Consider the following 14,778-nt stretch of genomic DNA (forward strand, 5'->3'; position numbering starts at 1 on the left):
CGAAAGATAGCACCCTCATCACCCCGGCCGGAATAACGGACATCAGCGGCATCGTCACCGATGGCACTCTGCTGTATGTCGCCGACCGCAGCAGTATCAAGAGCGTCACGAGCATTCGCGCGTTCCTCTACCCACCTGCCGCCACAACTCCTGTGATCAGTAGCGGGTCCGTATCGACGCTAGCCACCGCCCCCGAAATAGGCGCAGCGAATGGTGTTGCAGTTTTGGGAGGCGCCAGCTTTGCCGCAGACGGCACCCGGATTGTGCGGGTAGACAACGCCACTGGCGAGGTATCTCCGGTGGCCGGCCAGTCGGCGACCTCGGTCAGCTCATGCCAGAGTGGAACGAACGTCATCTTCAACACTTCGTCGACCACGCCGTTGCGGGTTGTCGGCTCGGACGGAAGATTTGTCTACGCCACCGACGTGTGCGGCATCCGCCGCATCGATCCCGGCACTCATGCCGTCACCATGCTGGCACTGAACGGCAACTTCACGTCCCGCACCGCGTCAGTGTCCATCGCCGGAAAATGGATGTACGTGGTCGACAACTACTGGGGATATTTCAACAGAATCGACCTCGACTCCGGAGTCTCCACCCGCATCGGCGGAGACCAGCGCTACTTCGCGGCCGTTGCCGCCGACGACAACTACATCTGGATGGTAAATTCTGACACCTTGTTCCAGATCAACCCCGATACTGGAGCCTTCCTCAACAGCTGGCCCGTCAACATAAACGGCAATGCCCCGAGTGCTTTGTTGTCGGTCGGCGGGTATCTCTATGCCGCCCAGTACGGCCCCGGAAACGCCTACCCCACCCTCGTCCGCATTACCAAATCGGGAGCAACTGCCGGCACCAGCACCACCATCGCCGGAGCCGGTCTGGTCGACATCACCGGCATCAATACCGACGGCAACCGGTTGTACGTCGCCGACCGCGGAGGAGTCAAGACAGTAGCCTAAACCGATAAGCGGTCCGGCTCTCCTGGCGCTTACCCGCCGGAGAGCCGGGCAGCTCAGTACCATTCGTGGAATGACCGGCACTGACGAGCTCACGGAAGACCTGACCGCCATCGACGGATGGCTCCAACGAAATGCCCCAACCAGCCATCGCACGCTGCGACCCGGCCTCGACCACGCACAGCTCGCGGCCCTCAACACTCGCTACGGCTTTCCCCTACACCCTGACCTGCAGACCCTGCTCTCCTGGCATGACGGCTGTACGCACAAGGCTCTGGCATTCCAAATCTGGACCGACTTCATATTCGAAGAATCCGCATTCATGTACGAGGAGACTCAAGATTTCCCTCCCGATTTCTGGGATCCTCACTGGGTGCCAATCGCCACCGACCTCGGACTCAAGATGATCATCATTGACCACAAGCCCCCAGCAGGTCGAGTAATGCTCTTCGACGGCGTCGACGGTATGTACGAGAAGCCGATATCACCCTCGCTGGGATCGATGATTAGCCGAGTTCGTCAGGCTCTGGAGAAGTCCGCACCTCTCAACGGTCGCCGCGCCGCTGTCAGCGACGGCGCCCTCAACTGGCCAGAGATACCCGCGCTGCCGCCTCGGTGACCCGGCCCGGTACACCGCGACCAAGTCGACGCCCGCCAGACCGCGATACCAGGTGCCCCGCGCGGCGACCAGCAGTACTCTCCCCTGGCTGCTCGAGCAACGTAGAGCGCGCAGGTGGTCTGCTATGACCAGGACTGCAGCGACGCGAAGGTGCCGGGTTCAGACACCTGGCAACTCACATGCCGCCGATAGCGCATGTCACCCGGGCGAGGCCCTCGCGTCGACGGGCTCCGACGTGGTGCGCCGACGGGCGGTTGCGGGTACAGCACCCCGCCGGCGCGATCAAGGGTACGAGACCCGCAGCCCAGGAACAGCGCGAGTATCCGGATCTGCCGCGATCCGATCGCTACGGGCGCGTCACGGGACGATCGTGGGTCGCTGAAGCCCAGGGCGTGCATCTTCTCAGCCGTGAAGACGACCATGATTCGGCGCTGCTGGCTCCGCCGCTCGCGCCGCCCGGCACCATCGAGGCCTGGCCGCGGGTCGGGGTCACCTCCGCGCTCGACGTGCCCTGGCAGTTCTGGCTGGCCGGCGACCCGACGGTCAGCACCTACCGGCGGCACACCCCCCGTCGGCGGGAAACGGCCCCGCGCGGCCGCTCGGGCGGCTAGCGTCTCGACTTGATGATCCCGCATCGGTTGTTGGTCGTGTGCAGCGCGATGTGCTCCGCCGGCATGGTCTGGGCGGCCGTGCTGATCGCCGGGCTGCTCGCGGGCGTACGCCTCGTGCCCACGCCCGCCGCCGTCGGCATCGCCGCCGTGCTCGCTATCCCCGGCGTCGTCGCCGGCGTGATCGGCAACCGCTGGAGTTACCGCACCACCCGCCCCCGGGCGCGCTGGGCGCTGACCTCGTGGGTGCCGCCGCACGTGCCGCACTGGGCCGCCATGCTGGCCGGGGTGATCTTCTTCGGCTTCTGGCTCGCCGTCGTGATCGCCTTCGCCGGGCTGGACGGCAACGCCGAGCAGCGCGACGGGCAGTACGTGGTGGAGAACAACGGCCGGGTCACGGTGATCACCGAGGCCGACTACGACCGGCAGCTCGACCACGAGCAGCAGATCTCGCTGGGCATCCTGGGCGCGCTCGCGGTCGGCGGCACGTTCATGACCGCGGCCGTGCTCACCCACCACGCCGCGCCCGAGCCGACCCACACCCAGTCGGCCGGCCTGCCGCTCGCGTGACTTTCGGCCCGTACTTCCGATTCGTTGGACCCGGGCCGGGCCGGGGCGGCCCTGAAACGATCACGACCATGTCCACGATCTCCGAGCCGTTCATGCTCAGCCCGGCGCAGATGGCCAAGGCGGCCGAGGATGCCGCGTACGGCAAGGCCACCAGCCGGCCCCTGAAGTCGTTCCTGCTCGGGCTCACCGGCGGCGCCTTCATCGCGCTCGGGTTCGTCTTCTACACCACCAGCCAGGTCGGGGCGGCGAGTCTTTCCTGGTCGGGCGGGGCGAAGGTGATCGGCGGCATCGTCTTCGCCACCGGCCTCGTGCTGGTCGTGCTGACCGGCGCCGAGCTGTTCACCTCCTCGACCCTGACGCTGACCGCGCGAGCCAGCGGGCGGATCACCTGGGCGCAGCTCTTCCGGAACTGGGGCGTGGTCTACGTCGCGAACTTCGGCGGCGCGCTGACCATGGTGGCGCTCGTCTACCTCGGCGGTGTCTGGCACAACGCGAACGGCGCCTGGGGCGGGGTGGTGCTGCACAGCGCGCTCACCAAGGTCCAGCACACCTACGTCGAGGCCGTCACGCTCGGCATCCTGTGCAATTTGATGGTGTGCCTGGCGGTGTGGGCCGCCTACTCCGGCCGCACCACCACCGACAAGATCCTGGCCGTCACCATGCCGGTCGCGCTCTTCGTCGCCACCGGCTTCGAGCACTCGGTGGCCAACATGTTCATGATCCCGCTCGGCCTGCTGATCAAGGACCACGCCGGTGCCGGCTTCTGGCGCGGCGCCGGACTCGACCGGGCCGACTTCGCCGACCTGACCTGGTCGAACTTCCTGCTGCACAACCTCGCCCCGGTCACCCTCGGCAACATCATCGGCGGTGGCATCATGATCGGCGTCTTCTACTGGACGATCTTCCGCCGGCATTCCTGATTGATCCGAGGGCTGCCCGCGATCCGTTCCCTCTGGCGAACGAAAGCCAGAGGGAAGGGGCAACGGTGCGCAAAGTTGTACGTCTGTTGGCTGTCGGCTGTGTGGTGGCGCTGGCGGGCTGCGCGCCGGCCGCAACCCCTGTCGGTGCGCCGCGGGACACCACGACCGGAGCGGCGCCGGCCCGCTCGGCGACCGCGGACTGCACCAAGGCCACCAAGGTCGCGATCGTGGACCGGAACTCCGGATACGCCTTCAGTCCGGCCGGCCTGACCATTCAGCGCGGTGCGTTCCTCGCGGTCACCAACAAGTCGAACGCGGCGCACCCGCTGGTGACCACCCCGGATGCCGGGATGGTCACCAGCGTCATCGACCTCAAGGAGCGGCAGGTCATCCAGTTCCCCGAGGCCGGCACCTTCACGGTGAAGACCGGGGCCGCGGTGCTGCGTCTCACCGTCGCCGGGGACAGCGGATGCGGCTCCCCCGAGCCGACGCTCACCATCACCGACGGCGAGAAATTCACGCCCGCGACCGCCAAGATCAAGGCCACCGAGAATTTCGCCGTGGTCAACCGGTCGGGGGCCACCCAGTCGGTGAGCTGCACTCCCGGCAACAACAAGGACCACACCCGGCTCGACGCCGGCGAGACACAGATTCTCGCCATCGACGAACCGGGCCGCTACGTCTGCGCCAGCCTTCAGCACCCCGCCGCGAAGGTCACGGTCACGGTCTATTGATACGGCAGGGTCACCGTGGAGAGGGCGCCCAGCGACACCGTGCTCGCCGCCGAGCCGATCGCACTCCAGATCTCCACCTTGACGGTGCCGTTTGTCAGGTTGCCGAAGGTTCCGGTCGTGGTGACCTGGCCGGCCGCCTCGGTGTAGCGCTCCCAGCCGGTCACCGGGTCGGTGGCGAAGTAGCGGAACGTCTCGACCCGGTCGAAGGTGCCGTCGCCGGTCAGGTCGTAGGAGACGCGGACCTGGGTGGCGTTGCCGACCGAGGTGCCGGCGTCGACCGCGATGCCGAACGCGGTCGCGGCGCCGGCGCGGTAGGTCAGGTTGAGGCCGGTCGCGGTGAACGTGGTCGGTGAGTGCGGCTGGTTGTCGTTGCTGCCCGAGGCCTTGGCGACGGTCGCGGTGCCGGCGCTGCCGGCGGCATCGGCCAGTACGCCGCCGGTCTGGAGGTAGCGGACAGGGTTTCCACCGGTCGGCGGAGTGGTGGTCGGGCTACTTGTCGGCGTCGGGCTCGTCGTCGGACTCACAGTCGGACTTGTCGGATTTATCCCGCCGCCGGTCGCGTTGCCGCCCGAGAAGCTTGTCGCGCCGGTGGCGACCGTCCGCCCGGCCGGGGCCGCCACCACCTTGCCGTCCGAGAACGTCACGGTCAGCGCGGCATCGGTGATGTTGGCTACGACGTACGTCCTAGCTCCGTTCTTGCTGAACACCCGGGCCAGCGGATGGTTCGCGGTGACCGTGCGATCGGTCGTGCCGAGCGCAGCGAGGTTACGAATCCAGTGGAACGTATGCGCCCTGGTCTCCCCCTCCTCGGGGGTGTAGCCGGGGTTGGCCCGGAGCTTGGCCAGCGCCGCGTCCCCGTCGCCGAGCGCCAGATACTGCCAGGCGATGTCCTGCCAGAGCGCCGGCTCGTGCCCCGCGTTGGTGACCATCTCGGCGTAGTTGCGCTTGACGTACGCCGGGTCGTTGCCCAGGTAGAAGTGCCCGCCGGTGACCGGCAGCATGTTGATGCCGTGGATCTGCTCCGGCGCCGAGGCGAACCAGGTCGAGTACGCGCCGCCGTCACCCCAGACCATGCCGACCGTCTGATGGCCGAACGCCGCCGGGAAGTTCTCGTCGTGGGTGTCGAACCAGTACTCGTTGATCGCGGCCGACTGGGTGGTCCAGATGAAGATGCCGGCATCCCGGATCGCGGTGTTGCCGGTCGCCTGCCCCCACTGGATCAGGCCGTTGGCGAAGTTCATCCCCTCCGACGAGGACTCCTGGTTGTTGCCGGCGAAGAACGCGCCGTGCCCGGCCGCCCAGTCATGCCCGGCATAAATATCGAAATCTCGGAGGTACGGGAACCGGTTGTCGCCACGGTCGTAGTTGTTGGCGTCGCGGATCAGCAGGTCGACCATCCCGCCGTACTGCGCGGTGGTGGCCCAGGACGGGTCGAACTTGGCCAGCGTCGCGGCCGCCGCGATGAAGTAGCCGTAGTGGAAGTGGTGGTCGTTGAGCTCGGCATCCGACCCGTACGACGCCGGGTAGCCGATCAGCGTGCCCCAGTTCTTGTCGTAGTAGAACAGCTTCTCCGCCTTGCCCGGGGTGGCCGTGAACCAGTCGGTCAGCTTGGCGCGGATGGCCGTCAGCGCCGTGTCCCGCACGTCGGTGCGGCCGAGCTGGTCGGCGATCTCGGCGATCCGGGCGCCGGCGCCGAGCGCCTTGCCGGTCCAGTAGGTGTCGTTGCCGAGCACGTTGACCGGGTTGTCCTTGACCTGGTCGAGGTAGCCGTTGAGGGTGGTCAGGTCGGTGCCGGTGCCGGTGGCGACCGCGGGCACCTCGGGGAGCACGCCGTCGAAGACCGCCGACGTGGTGTAGGACGAGGCGCCGACCAGGATCTTCATCGCGCCGCGGGCGGTCACGTAGGTCGGTGCGATCGGCGTCGCCCCGGTCAGCGCCCGCCACTGGTGCGGGTAGAGGCCGATCACGGTGCCGGTGCCGGAGCCCTCGCGGGCAGTGGTGGTGTAGGCGTACGTCGTGGTGACCCGGCTGCTCGCCTGGTCGTACGCGTAGGACACCCGGGTGCCGATGACATGGTTGTGCGCGTACGCGCCGTAGCTGTCGGCCAGCGCGACCTTGTCCGCGACGCCGGTGGGCAGCACGGCGATCGAGAAGTAGCCCTTGCCGGCCAGGGTGGACGTGATCACCGTGCCGCTGACCGTCCAGGTGGCACCGGTCGGCGCGTACGCGACGTAGTCCTTGCCGGCGACCGAGTAACCGATCCGCGAACCGCTGTTGGACCAGATCGTCGGGGTGCTCTTCGCGGTGATCTGGGCGTTGCCGCCGGTGATCTGGAAGTACGCGAACGGCAGGCCGTGCCCGATGGTCGCCTTCATGGTCCGGGTGCCGTCACTCCAGTACGGCGTGACGGTCCAGTCGGTCCAGCCGTCGACGAGGGTCCGCGGCGCGTTGAGCCCGGCCACCCCGGCGGTGAAATCCTCGGAGTAGATGTAGTGGTACTCGCCCACCCCGGTCGCCGAGCCACTGATCTGCGGCGTGGTGTTGTAGGAGAAGCCGAGCCCGCCCGCGGTCGTGTCGTAGCTGATCGGGTGCGCGTGCAGGTTCTCGCTGTAGGCGCAGTCGAACTTCTTGAAGACCAGCGACGACCACCAGTCGTTGGTGGGCACCGGCCCGGCCGGCGCGTTGGCGGTCATGAACTGGCGGGGGTTGGTGGCGAGGTCGCCGCAGCCGACCGGGAGGCTCCCACCGGCCGGCAGGGTCTCGGTGTAGCTGCCCGCCCCGACCGTGCCCGCTTCGGCCGGCCCGCTGAGGGCCACCGCGCCGAGGCCGGCGACGACAGCAACGGCAAATGCCAGAACGAGGGCCCTTGATCCCATCACGCCTCCACTGAGTCCGACCCGCGGCAGCCGCCCGTGAGAGCGCTCTCTCGTATCGAAAACAGTAAGTTGTGACAGTTAGTTTCGTCAATGTTTCCAGCTCGTGTGCAATGTGAATCGGCCGCCTCCCGACGGGGAAGCGGCCGACTGACGGTTACTTGGCGAACTTGGCGTACTTGGCCCGGAACTTCTCGATCCGCCCCGCGGTGTCGAGCACGCGGTTGCGACCGGTCCAGAACGGGTGGCTGGCGTCCGAGATCTGCACATCGACAACCGGGTAGGTGTTGCCGTCCGTCCACTCGACCGTCTTGGTGCTGGTGGCCGTCGAACGGCTCAGGAACGCGTAGTCGGCGTTCCGGTCGCGGTAGACGACGGCGTGGTAACCGGGGTGGATTCCGTTCTTCATGGCAGACCTCCAGAGGTGATCACCCGCCACAACCAGCCGGCCGACATCGATATTTCGCCGCGGAATGTGTCTTGCCAGACACCCTCTTCAGCGCCTCAGCAACCGCCGCCACCAGGGATAATCCTCGTCCGGATTGACGGTCCACCGGACCTTGCCGGTGGCGTCCCGGTCGACGAAGAGGTGATGATTCCCGGCCCCGATGGCCCGGATGCGTAGCGGGCATCCTCGGCGAACTTGCGATCGGCGTGATCCAGAACCTTACGGAGCGCCGGCACGAGGTCGCGCCGCAAGGAGTAAGCGAGCAGCCCGCACACGCGGTCGCGTCAACCTCCACCAGCCGCCGGATCTCACCCTTATCCACCACCGAATGGTCCAACAGCCGCCACCCGGCGACCGGGTTACGGTCAGTCCTGGCCGGGACTCGCTACCGGCATTCCGGCGATCTTGGCGCATTCGAGCAGTCGCCGGTCGTACGTCACGAACGCGATGAGTTCGGAGCCGGACTCGTTGGCGAGAACCTGAGCGGTAGCGAGATGGATCGCGTCCAGACTGCGCAACATCGGCTCGGTGAACGCTGCCGCGGTCGCCCGGATCGTGCTGTCGATCTCCATCCGAAAGAGCCGGCTGACCGCCGCCGGTACGCCGCTCAAGGCCTGCGGGGCCGATCGGCGCAGCGCCCTCGGTACCTCCACCTCGACGAGAGCGGAGGAGACCAGCGGCACCTTGTCGTGGTTGTTGAGCCAGGTGACGAGGTCGGCGCTGTGCGCCTCCTGCCGCACCAGCTTGACGACGGCGGCGGAATCGAGGTAGATCACCAGCGCTCCTCATCACGCATCTCGGCGACCGTCGCTGCCACGTCTACAACGTCGTCACCTAGTTTTGGCGGAAGCGGGACCGGACCGCTCCCGGCCGGAGGGATCGCGCGTCCCGCCGCCACCAGCCGCGCAAGGGTCGACTGGTCGTCACCGACCGGAACGAGCCGGGCGATCGGATGCCCTCGATCGGTGATCTCGACCGTCTCGCCGGCCGTCACCCGAGCCAGCACTTGGCTCGTGTTCTGGTTCAACTCCCGCACGCCGATGGTGTCCATGACACCAGCGTAGAACATAATGTTCTATAACCGCCAGGTCAGCCGGCGCTGGAGATGATGTGGTGGCGGTGGTGGGGGTCGAGGCCTGGGGGCAGATCCAGGTCGCCGATGAGGGTGCCTCGACAGTCGTCGCAGATGCCGTGGGTCACGCCCGGCAGCAGGGCCGCCTCGGACTCCAGCAGGCCCAGCCTGCGGCATGCCTCCTCGACATCCACCCAGCCGTCGGCGTCGACCCGGGCGCACCACGCGCACATCCGGACCATCTCGCCACTGCGGCGGACGGCCGGGGCCGGGTCGAGCAGCGGGATCGGCGGGCGGGGCCCGCGGCGGGACACCGAGCTGACGATCTCGACCTGGTGGTACGCGTCGCCGGTGACCGTCGCCCTGATCAGCCGGCGCTCGCCGGGGGCGTCGCAGCGGTAGGTCAGGGTCAGCGGGCGGCCGTGGTCGCGGCGGGTCAGGTCGAAGATCGTCTGCCACACCACGACCAGCTCGGGGCTGCTGACGAACGCGTCCAGGCCCTGGCCGAGCAGTGGGGGTACGCAGCCGTCGCCGTCGTTGGCCAGCGCGAACTCGGCCCAGCTCGCGCCGACGCCGCAGAGCAGGTCATCGCCATCGAAGCACCAGCTGACGGCCATCCCCACAGTCTCGCAAAAGATCAGGCCGAAGATGTCAGGTTCGGCTGGCGCCCGCGTCCGGGCCGGCCAGGCGCTGGGCGAACCACACCGGGAGCACCGACAGCACCACCAGGATCGCGGCCACCACGTTGACGACCGGGGCCTGGTTGGGACGGAACAGGTTGTTGAAGATCCAGATCGGCAGGGTGGTGACGCCGGGGCCGGCCGTGAAGGTGGTCACGATGATCTCGTCGAACGACAGCGCGAACGACAGCAGGCCACCGGCCAGCAGTGCCGAGCGGATCAGCGGGAACGTCACGTACCGGAAGGTCTGGCCGGGGGAAGCACCCAGGTCGGCCGATGCGTCTTCCAGCGAAACCCCGGTCCGGCGCAGCCGGGCCAGCACGTTGTTGTAGATCGTCACCACGCAGAACGTGGCGTGGCCGACGATCACCGAGAACAGGCCCTTGCCGATGCCGAGCGGCTCGATCACCGAGCGCCAGGCGCTGTCCAGCGCGATGCCGGTGACGATGCCGGGCAGCGCGATCGGCAGCACGATCAGCAGCGACAGGGTGTCCCGGCCGAAGAACTTGAAGCGCTGCACCGCGAACGCCACCATCGTGCCCAGGATCAGCGCGATCGCGGTGGCGCCGAGGCCCGCCTTCACCGAGGTCAGCAGCGCGGCCCGGGCGCCGTCGTTGGCCCAGGCCGCCGACCACCAGCGGGTGGTGAAGTCGTGCGGCGGCCAGGCGAAGGTGCGGTCGCCGTTGAACGAGTTGACCAGCACCAGCATCAGCGGCACGTAGATGAACAGCAGCCCGAGCGCCATGAACGCGCGCAGCGCCCATCGCGAGAACCCCGACAGCGTCACAGCTCCTCCAACGCGCCCGAGCGGCGGACCGCGATCAGGTAGATGACCATGACCACGACCGGGACGGTGGCGATCGCGGCGGCGAACGGCAGGTTGTTGGCGGCGCCGATGTTCGCGTAGACCAGGTTGCCGATCAGCTGGTTCTTGCCGCCGACGATCTGCACGGTGATGTAGTCGCCGAGCGACAGCGAGAACGTGAAGATCGAGCCGGCGAAGACCGACGGGATCAGGATCGGCAGCACGATCTGCCGGAACGTGCGGCCGGCCCGGGCGCCGAGGTCGGCCGACGCCTCCAGCATCGAGTCGGGCAGCCGTTCGAGACCGGCGTAGATCGGCAGGATCATGTACGGCAGCCAGAGGTACGACAGCACCAGGATCACCGCGAACAGGCCGTAGCCGGGTCCGTTGCCGGGTCCGCCGAGCAGCCAGTCGACCGGGCCGCCGTTGGCCAGCAGGATCCGCCACGCGTACGCCTTGACCAGGTACGACGCCCACAGTGGGGTGAGGATGGCGATGACCAGCCACTTGCGCGACCGCGGCGAGGCGACCTTGGCCATGTAGAACGCCATCGGCACGGCCAGGACCACGCAGATCACCGTCACCGCCGCAGCCACCCCGAGGCTGCGCAACGTGACGTTGCGGTAGACCTCCTCGGTCAGGATGGTCCGGAAGTTGGCCACGGTGAACTGCTTGACGACCTGGCCGGTGAAGCTGTTGACCGTCCAGAAGGCGGAGACCAGCAGCACGGCGAGCGCGCCGAGGTAGGCCACCACCAACCACAGCAGAGGCGCCGAGAGCAACCCGGCGAGCCTCAGCCGTGGGTGGCGGTGGAAAAAGGACCCAAGAGTGGACACATTATCCCTTGATCGTCGTCCAGGCCTGGGTCCAGGCCGAGTAGTCCTTGCAGGTCACGTCGGTCCGGCCGTCCAGGCACCGGGCGATCGGGGTGGTCCAGTACCAGACGTTCTGGAAGTAGGCCTCGTCGTCGGCGTGGAACGTGGTGCAGAAGTTCTTGTCCGCGGTCTGCGCGCAGGCCAGCTTGTTGGCCGGCGCCTCACCGAACCACTCGGCGACGGCCGCGTTGGCCTTCGGCGAGATGATGTGGTTCATCCAGAGGTAGCCGCAGTTCGGGTGCTTGGCCTTGGCCGAGATCATCCAGGTGTCGGACCAGCCGGTCGCGCCCTCGGTCGGCAGGATCGCCTTGACCGGCGCCTTGTCCGCCTCGGCCAGGTTGGCGATGATCTGCCAGGTGGTGCCGAGCACCGAGTTGCCGGCCTTGAAGGCCTGCACCTCCTTGGTGTAATCCGACCAGTACTCGCCGATCAGCTCGTTCTGCTGGGTGAGCAGATCGGTCGCCGCCTTGAACTGGGTGTCGTCCAGCGCGTACGGATTCTTGATGTTGAGCTCGGGCTTGGTCTTCATCAGGTAGAGAGCCGCGTCGGCGATGTAGATCGGCGAGTCGTACGCGGTGATCTTGCCCTTGTACGGCGAGTTCGCGTCGAAGACCGCACCCCACGAGGTGGGCGCTTCCTTGACCACGTCGGTGCGGTACATCAGCAGGTTGGCGCCGCGGCCGTGCGGGATGCCGTAGGCCACGCTGTCGACCGAGTTCCACTGCTTGTTCTTCAGGCCGTCGAAGACGTCCTTGTAGTTCGCGATCAGATCGGTGTTGACCGGGGCGACGTCACCGCCGTAGATGAGCCGCAGCGACGCGTCACCGGAGGCGGAGACCACGTCGTACTCGCCGGTCTTCATCAGCGTGACCATCTCGTCCGAGGTGGCCGCCACCTTGTTGTTGACCTTGCAGCCGGTCTCCTTGGTGAAGTCGGAGACCCAGTCGACGGTCTTGTCGGTGGAGCCGTCCTCGACGTAGCCGGCCCACGAGACGATGTTGACCTCGCCCTCCCCCGCACCGAGGGAAGCCAGCTTGTCGATCTTCGGGACGCTCAGGCCGCCCGGCCCGGAACCGGTGCTCCCGGAGTCGCCGCCACCGCAGCCGGCGAGCACGAGCACGCCGGCCGAGAGAGCTGCCAAAAAGAACCTATGCCGCATCTGCGTTCTCCTTCGATGAGGAAGAGGGGATTTCGATGACGTGCTCGGAATGCCAGCTCAGATGGACCGGCTTCCCCCGCAGTGAGGCCAGCGCCGCGGTCCCGGTGCGCTGGTTCTGTTCGACGACGGTGACCCGCACGCCGGCGTCGAGGTCGACGACGTAGCGGGTCACCGGCCCGGCGTAGATCACCTCGGCGACCGTGCCCGGAACGCCCTCTTCGGCGAGGGCGATCTTCTCCGGCCGAACCGAAAATGTCCCCTTTTTTCCGACAAGAGATTCCGCCACCGACCCGGTCAGCAGGTTCGACGTGCCGACGAATCCGGCGACGAACGCGGTCGCCGGGCTCTCATAGACATCCGAGGGCGTCCCGACCTGGGCGATCCGCCCGGTGTCGAAGACCGCGACCCGGTCGCTCATGGTCAGCGCCTCGTCCTGGTCGTGGGTGACGAAGACGAACGTGATCCCGACGTCCCGCTGGATCTGCTTCAGCTCGACCTGCATCTGCTCGCGCAGCTTGAGGTCGAGGGCGCCGAGCGGCTCGTCGAGCAGCAGCACCTTGGGCCGGTTGACCAGGGCCCGGGCCAGCGCCACCCGCTGCCGCTGCCCACCGGACATGGCGGCCGGCTTGCGCGTCTCGAAGCCTTCGAGCCGCACCGAGGCGAGCGCGGCGAGAGCACGTTCCCGGCGTTCCTTGCGGGACACCTTGCGCACCTTGAGGCCGTACTCGACGTTCTCCAGCACCGACATGTGCGGGAACAGCGCGTAGTCCTGGAAGACCGTGTTGACGTCCCGCTCGAACGGGGCGAGCTTGGTGACGTCCCGCCCGCCGAGTTCGACCGTGCCGGCGGACGGCAGCTCGAAACCGGCGATCATCCGCAGCACGGTGGTCTTGCCCGACCCGGACGGCCCGAGCATCGAGAAGAACTCACCGTCCTCGATGGAAAGGTCGATCCCGGCGACGGCATCGACCGCTCCGAAGGACTTCCGCAGCCCGGTCAATCTGATTGCGGGCGTGCTCTCACTCATGCGCTCACCATCACGAATCGCAGTTCGGTCATCTCCTGGACGGCGTACGCCGGTCCTTCCCTGGTGTTTCCGGCGTCGCGAAGCCCGCCGTACGGCTGCTGATCAACCCGGAAGGTCGGCACCTGATTGATCAGCACCCCGCCGAAGTCCAGCTCCCGCGCCGCCTTCAGCGCGGCGGCGAGATTCGCCGTGAAAACCCCGGCCTGAAGGCCGAAATCGCTGTCATTGGCCAGGACGATCGCTTCTTCCAGATTTGTGTACGGCGTAACTGTCACCACCGGGCCGAACACCTCGCCGCGATAAACTGCCAGGTCGCGGGGCGGATCGGCGACCACCGCCGGGGTGATGGTCGTGCCGTGCCGCTCGCCGCCGCTGACCTCGGCCCCCGCGTCCCGCGCCGCCGCCAGCCACTCCTCGACCCGGATCGCGGCCGCCTCCGAGATGAGCGGCCCGACCTCGGTGTCCTCGTCGAGCGGATCGCCGACCCGCAGGGTGCCGACCGCGGTCCGGATCTCGTGCAGCAGCTTGTCGTAGATGTCCACATGGACCAGGACGCGCTGGGTCGAGATGCAGCTCTGCCCGGCGTAGGAGAAGCCGCCCTGCCGGATCCCGGCGACCACCCGGTCGAGGTCGGCGTCCGGTTCGACGATCACCGGCGCGTTCGAGCCCAGCTCGAGCAGCACCCGCTTGCGCGGCGCGGCGTCCTGGATGCGCCGGCCGACCGGGACGCTGCCGGTGAAGGTGACCAGCGCGACGTCGGGGTGGGTGGCCAGCGGCGTCCCGGCGTCCCGGCCGGTGCCGGTCACCACCGAGATCCAGTCGGCCGGCAGCCCCGCCTCGACCAGCAGGTCGACCAGCCGGATCGCGGAGACCGGGGTCAACTCGGCCGGCTTGAGCACCACCGGGCAGCCGGCCGCCACCGCCGGGCCCAGCTTGTGCGCGACCAGGTTGAGCGGGAAGTTGAACGGCGAGATCGCGGCGACCACGCCGATCGGGTGGCGCATCGCGAACCCGAGCCGGCCGGCACCGCTGGCCGAGGCGTCCATCGGGATCACCTCGCCGCCGAGCTTGCGCGCCTCGACCGCGGAGAACCGCAGCGTGTCGACGCAGCGCGCGGTCTCGGCGCGGGCGTCCCGGATCGGCTTGCCGGCCTCGCGGGCGATGGTGACCGCGAACTCCTCGGTGCGCTCGGCCAGCAACTCGGCGGCGCGTTCGAGGACCTCGGCCCGGCGGTACTGCGGGAAGTCGTTGCGGGCGAGGGCCGCCGAAGCAGCCGCCACCGCTTCGGCGACGTGTTCGGCACCGAGGGCCGGCACGCGCGCGACCGGTGTCCCGTCGAACGGGCTGAGCACCTCGATCCACTCGTCGGCGCTCACCGGGCGCCCACCGATCCGGGCCGGCACCTGCATCAAGGAGACCTCCCGGGTCG

Annotated in this window: 15 protein-coding genes and 1 pseudogene; 6 read left to right on the forward strand and 10 right to left on the reverse strand. The window is 67.9% G+C overall.

Annotated features, from left to right (window positions below):
• The 6 genes and pseudogenes from Adu01nite_RS46090 to Adu01nite_RS46115 all read left to right on the forward strand — a co-directional run.
• On the forward strand, positions 1 to 962 hold a 962-nt coding region (locus tag Adu01nite_RS46090), incomplete at its 5' end, for a YncE family protein (protein ID WP_203735757.1).
• Between the two features lie 70 nt (positions 963 to 1,032).
• A complete protein-coding gene (locus tag Adu01nite_RS46095; protein WP_203735758.1) occupies positions 1,033 to 1,578 on the forward strand; it encodes an SMI1/KNR4 family protein in 546 nt (181 codons plus the stop codon).
• A gap of 434 nt (positions 1,579 to 2,012) precedes the next feature.
• A pseudogene (locus Adu01nite_RS46100) lies at positions 2,013 to 2,189 on the forward strand (DNA-3-methyladenine glycosylase); the annotation flags it as partial.
• 12 nt (positions 2,190 to 2,201) lie between these two features.
• Positions 2,202 to 2,756, forward strand: a complete 555-nt coding sequence (locus tag Adu01nite_RS46105; RefSeq protein WP_239133219.1) for a hypothetical protein — start codon at positions 2,202 to 2,204, stop codon at positions 2,754 to 2,756.
• Positions 2,757 to 2,824: 68 nt separating this feature from the next.
• The gene (gene focA / locus Adu01nite_RS46110) at positions 2,825 to 3,676 is read left to right on the forward strand and encodes a formate transporter FocA (protein WP_203735759.1); all 852 of its coding nucleotides are present in this window, start codon (positions 2,825 to 2,827) and stop codon (positions 3,674 to 3,676) included.
• Positions 3,677 to 3,741: 65 nt separating this feature from the next.
• On the forward strand, positions 3,742 to 4,410 hold the full coding sequence (locus tag Adu01nite_RS46115; protein WP_203735760.1) for a cupredoxin domain-containing protein: 669 nt from the start codon (positions 3,742 to 3,744) through the stop codon (positions 4,408 to 4,410).
• Here the strand turns inward: Adu01nite_RS46115 and Adu01nite_RS46120 are convergent.
• The 10 genes from Adu01nite_RS46120 to Adu01nite_RS46165 all read right to left on the reverse strand — a co-directional run bounded on the left by Adu01nite_RS46120 (position 4,404) and on the right by Adu01nite_RS46165 (position 14,758).
• On the reverse strand, positions 4,404 to 7,286 hold the full coding sequence (locus Adu01nite_RS46120) for a glycosyl hydrolase (RefSeq protein ID WP_203735761.1): 2,883 nt from the start codon (positions 7,284 to 7,286) through the stop codon (positions 4,404 to 4,406). The two genes, Adu01nite_RS46115 and Adu01nite_RS46120, sit on opposite strands and share 7 nt — an antisense overlap.
• A 154-nt stretch (positions 7,287 to 7,440) precedes the next feature.
• Positions 7,441 to 7,692, reverse strand: a complete 252-nt coding sequence (locus Adu01nite_RS46125) for a type B 50S ribosomal protein L31 (protein WP_203735762.1) — start codon at positions 7,690 to 7,692, stop codon at positions 7,441 to 7,443.
• 404 nt (positions 7,693 to 8,096) lie between these two features.
• Positions 8,097 to 8,507: a type II toxin-antitoxin system VapC family toxin gene (locus Adu01nite_RS46130; RefSeq protein ID WP_203735763.1), complete on the reverse strand. Its 411-nt coding sequence runs from the start codon at positions 8,505 to 8,507 to the stop codon at positions 8,097 to 8,099.
• Positions 8,504 to 8,782 carry a type II toxin-antitoxin system Phd/YefM family antitoxin gene (locus tag Adu01nite_RS46135; protein WP_203735764.1) on the reverse strand — a complete coding sequence of 93 codons (279 nt, stop codon included), beginning with the start codon at positions 8,780 to 8,782 and terminating at the stop codon, positions 8,504 to 8,506. The genes Adu01nite_RS46130 and Adu01nite_RS46135 overlap by 4 nt, the downstream gene beginning before the upstream one ends.
• Positions 8,783 to 8,820: 38 nt before the next feature.
• Entirely contained in the window at positions 8,821 to 9,420 is a 600-nt protein-coding gene (locus Adu01nite_RS46140; protein WP_203735765.1) for a hypothetical protein, read from the reverse strand.
• Between the two features lie 34 nt (positions 9,421 to 9,454).
• Positions 9,455 to 10,270 carry an ABC transporter permease gene (locus Adu01nite_RS46145; RefSeq protein ID WP_203735766.1) on the reverse strand — a complete coding sequence of 272 codons (816 nt, stop codon included), beginning with the start codon at positions 10,268 to 10,270 and terminating at the stop codon, positions 9,455 to 9,457.
• Positions 10,267 to 11,070 (reverse strand): ABC transporter permease, encoded by an 804-nt coding sequence (locus tag Adu01nite_RS46150; protein ID WP_239133216.1) that lies wholly within the window; start codon positions 11,068 to 11,070, stop codon positions 10,267 to 10,269. The genes Adu01nite_RS46145 and Adu01nite_RS46150 overlap by 4 nt, the downstream gene beginning before the upstream one ends.
• Before the next feature lie 55 nt (positions 11,071 to 11,125).
• Positions 11,126 to 12,322, reverse strand: a complete 1,197-nt coding sequence (locus Adu01nite_RS46155; RefSeq protein WP_203735768.1) for an ABC transporter substrate-binding protein — start codon at positions 12,320 to 12,322, stop codon at positions 11,126 to 11,128.
• A complete protein-coding gene (locus Adu01nite_RS46160) occupies positions 12,312 to 13,349 on the reverse strand; it encodes an ABC transporter ATP-binding protein (protein ID WP_203735769.1) in 1,038 nt (345 codons plus the stop codon). The genes Adu01nite_RS46155 and Adu01nite_RS46160 overlap by 11 nt, the downstream gene beginning before the upstream one ends.
• The gene (locus Adu01nite_RS46165) at positions 13,346 to 14,758 is read right to left on the reverse strand and encodes an aldehyde dehydrogenase family protein (RefSeq protein WP_239133217.1); all 1,413 of its coding nucleotides are present in this window, start codon (positions 14,756 to 14,758) and stop codon (positions 13,346 to 13,348) included. Before Adu01nite_RS46165 ends, Adu01nite_RS46160 begins: the two co-directional genes overlap by 4 nt.
• Between the last annotated feature and the right edge of the window lie 20 nt (positions 14,759 to 14,778).

The sequence above is a fragment of the Paractinoplanes durhamensis genome, assembly GCF_016862175.1.
GTDB lineage: Bacteria > Actinomycetota > Actinomycetes > Mycobacteriales > Micromonosporaceae > Actinoplanes > Actinoplanes durhamensis.

Coding starts and splice junctions, on each gene's coding strand:
- Adu01nite_RS46105 (WP_239133219.1), top strand. CDS start 2,202: ATGATCCCGCATCGGTTGTTGGTCGTGTGCAGCGCGATGTGCTCCGCC.
- Adu01nite_RS46165 (WP_239133217.1), bottom strand. CDS start 14,758: ATGCAGGTGCCGGCCCGGATCGGTGGGCGCCCGGTGAGCGCCGACGAG.
- focA (WP_203735759.1), top strand. CDS start 2,825: ATGTCCACGATCTCCGAGCCGTTCATGCTCAGCCCGGCGCAGATGGCC.
- Adu01nite_RS46095 (WP_203735758.1), top strand. CDS start 1,033: ATGACCGGCACTGACGAGCTCACGGAAGACCTGACCGCCATCGACGGA.
- Adu01nite_RS46135 (WP_203735764.1), bottom strand. CDS start 8,782: ATGGACACCATCGGCGTGCGGGAGTTGAACCAGAACACGAGCCAAGTG.
- Adu01nite_RS46140 (WP_203735765.1), bottom strand. CDS start 9,420: ATGGCCGTCAGCTGGTGCTTCGATGGCGATGACCTGCTCTGCGGCGTC.
- Adu01nite_RS46125 (WP_203735762.1), bottom strand. CDS start 7,692: ATGAAGAACGGAATCCACCCCGGTTACCACGCCGTCGTCTACCGCGAC.
- Adu01nite_RS46155 (WP_203735768.1), bottom strand. CDS start 12,322: ATGCGGCATAGGTTCTTTTTGGCAGCTCTCTCGGCCGGCGTGCTCGTG.
- Adu01nite_RS46120 (WP_203735761.1), bottom strand. CDS start 7,286: ATGGGATCAAGGGCCCTCGTTCTGGCATTTGCCGTTGCTGTCGTCGCC.
- Adu01nite_RS46160 (WP_203735769.1), bottom strand. CDS start 13,349: ATGAGTGAGAGCACGCCCGCAATCAGATTGACCGGGCTGCGGAAGTCC.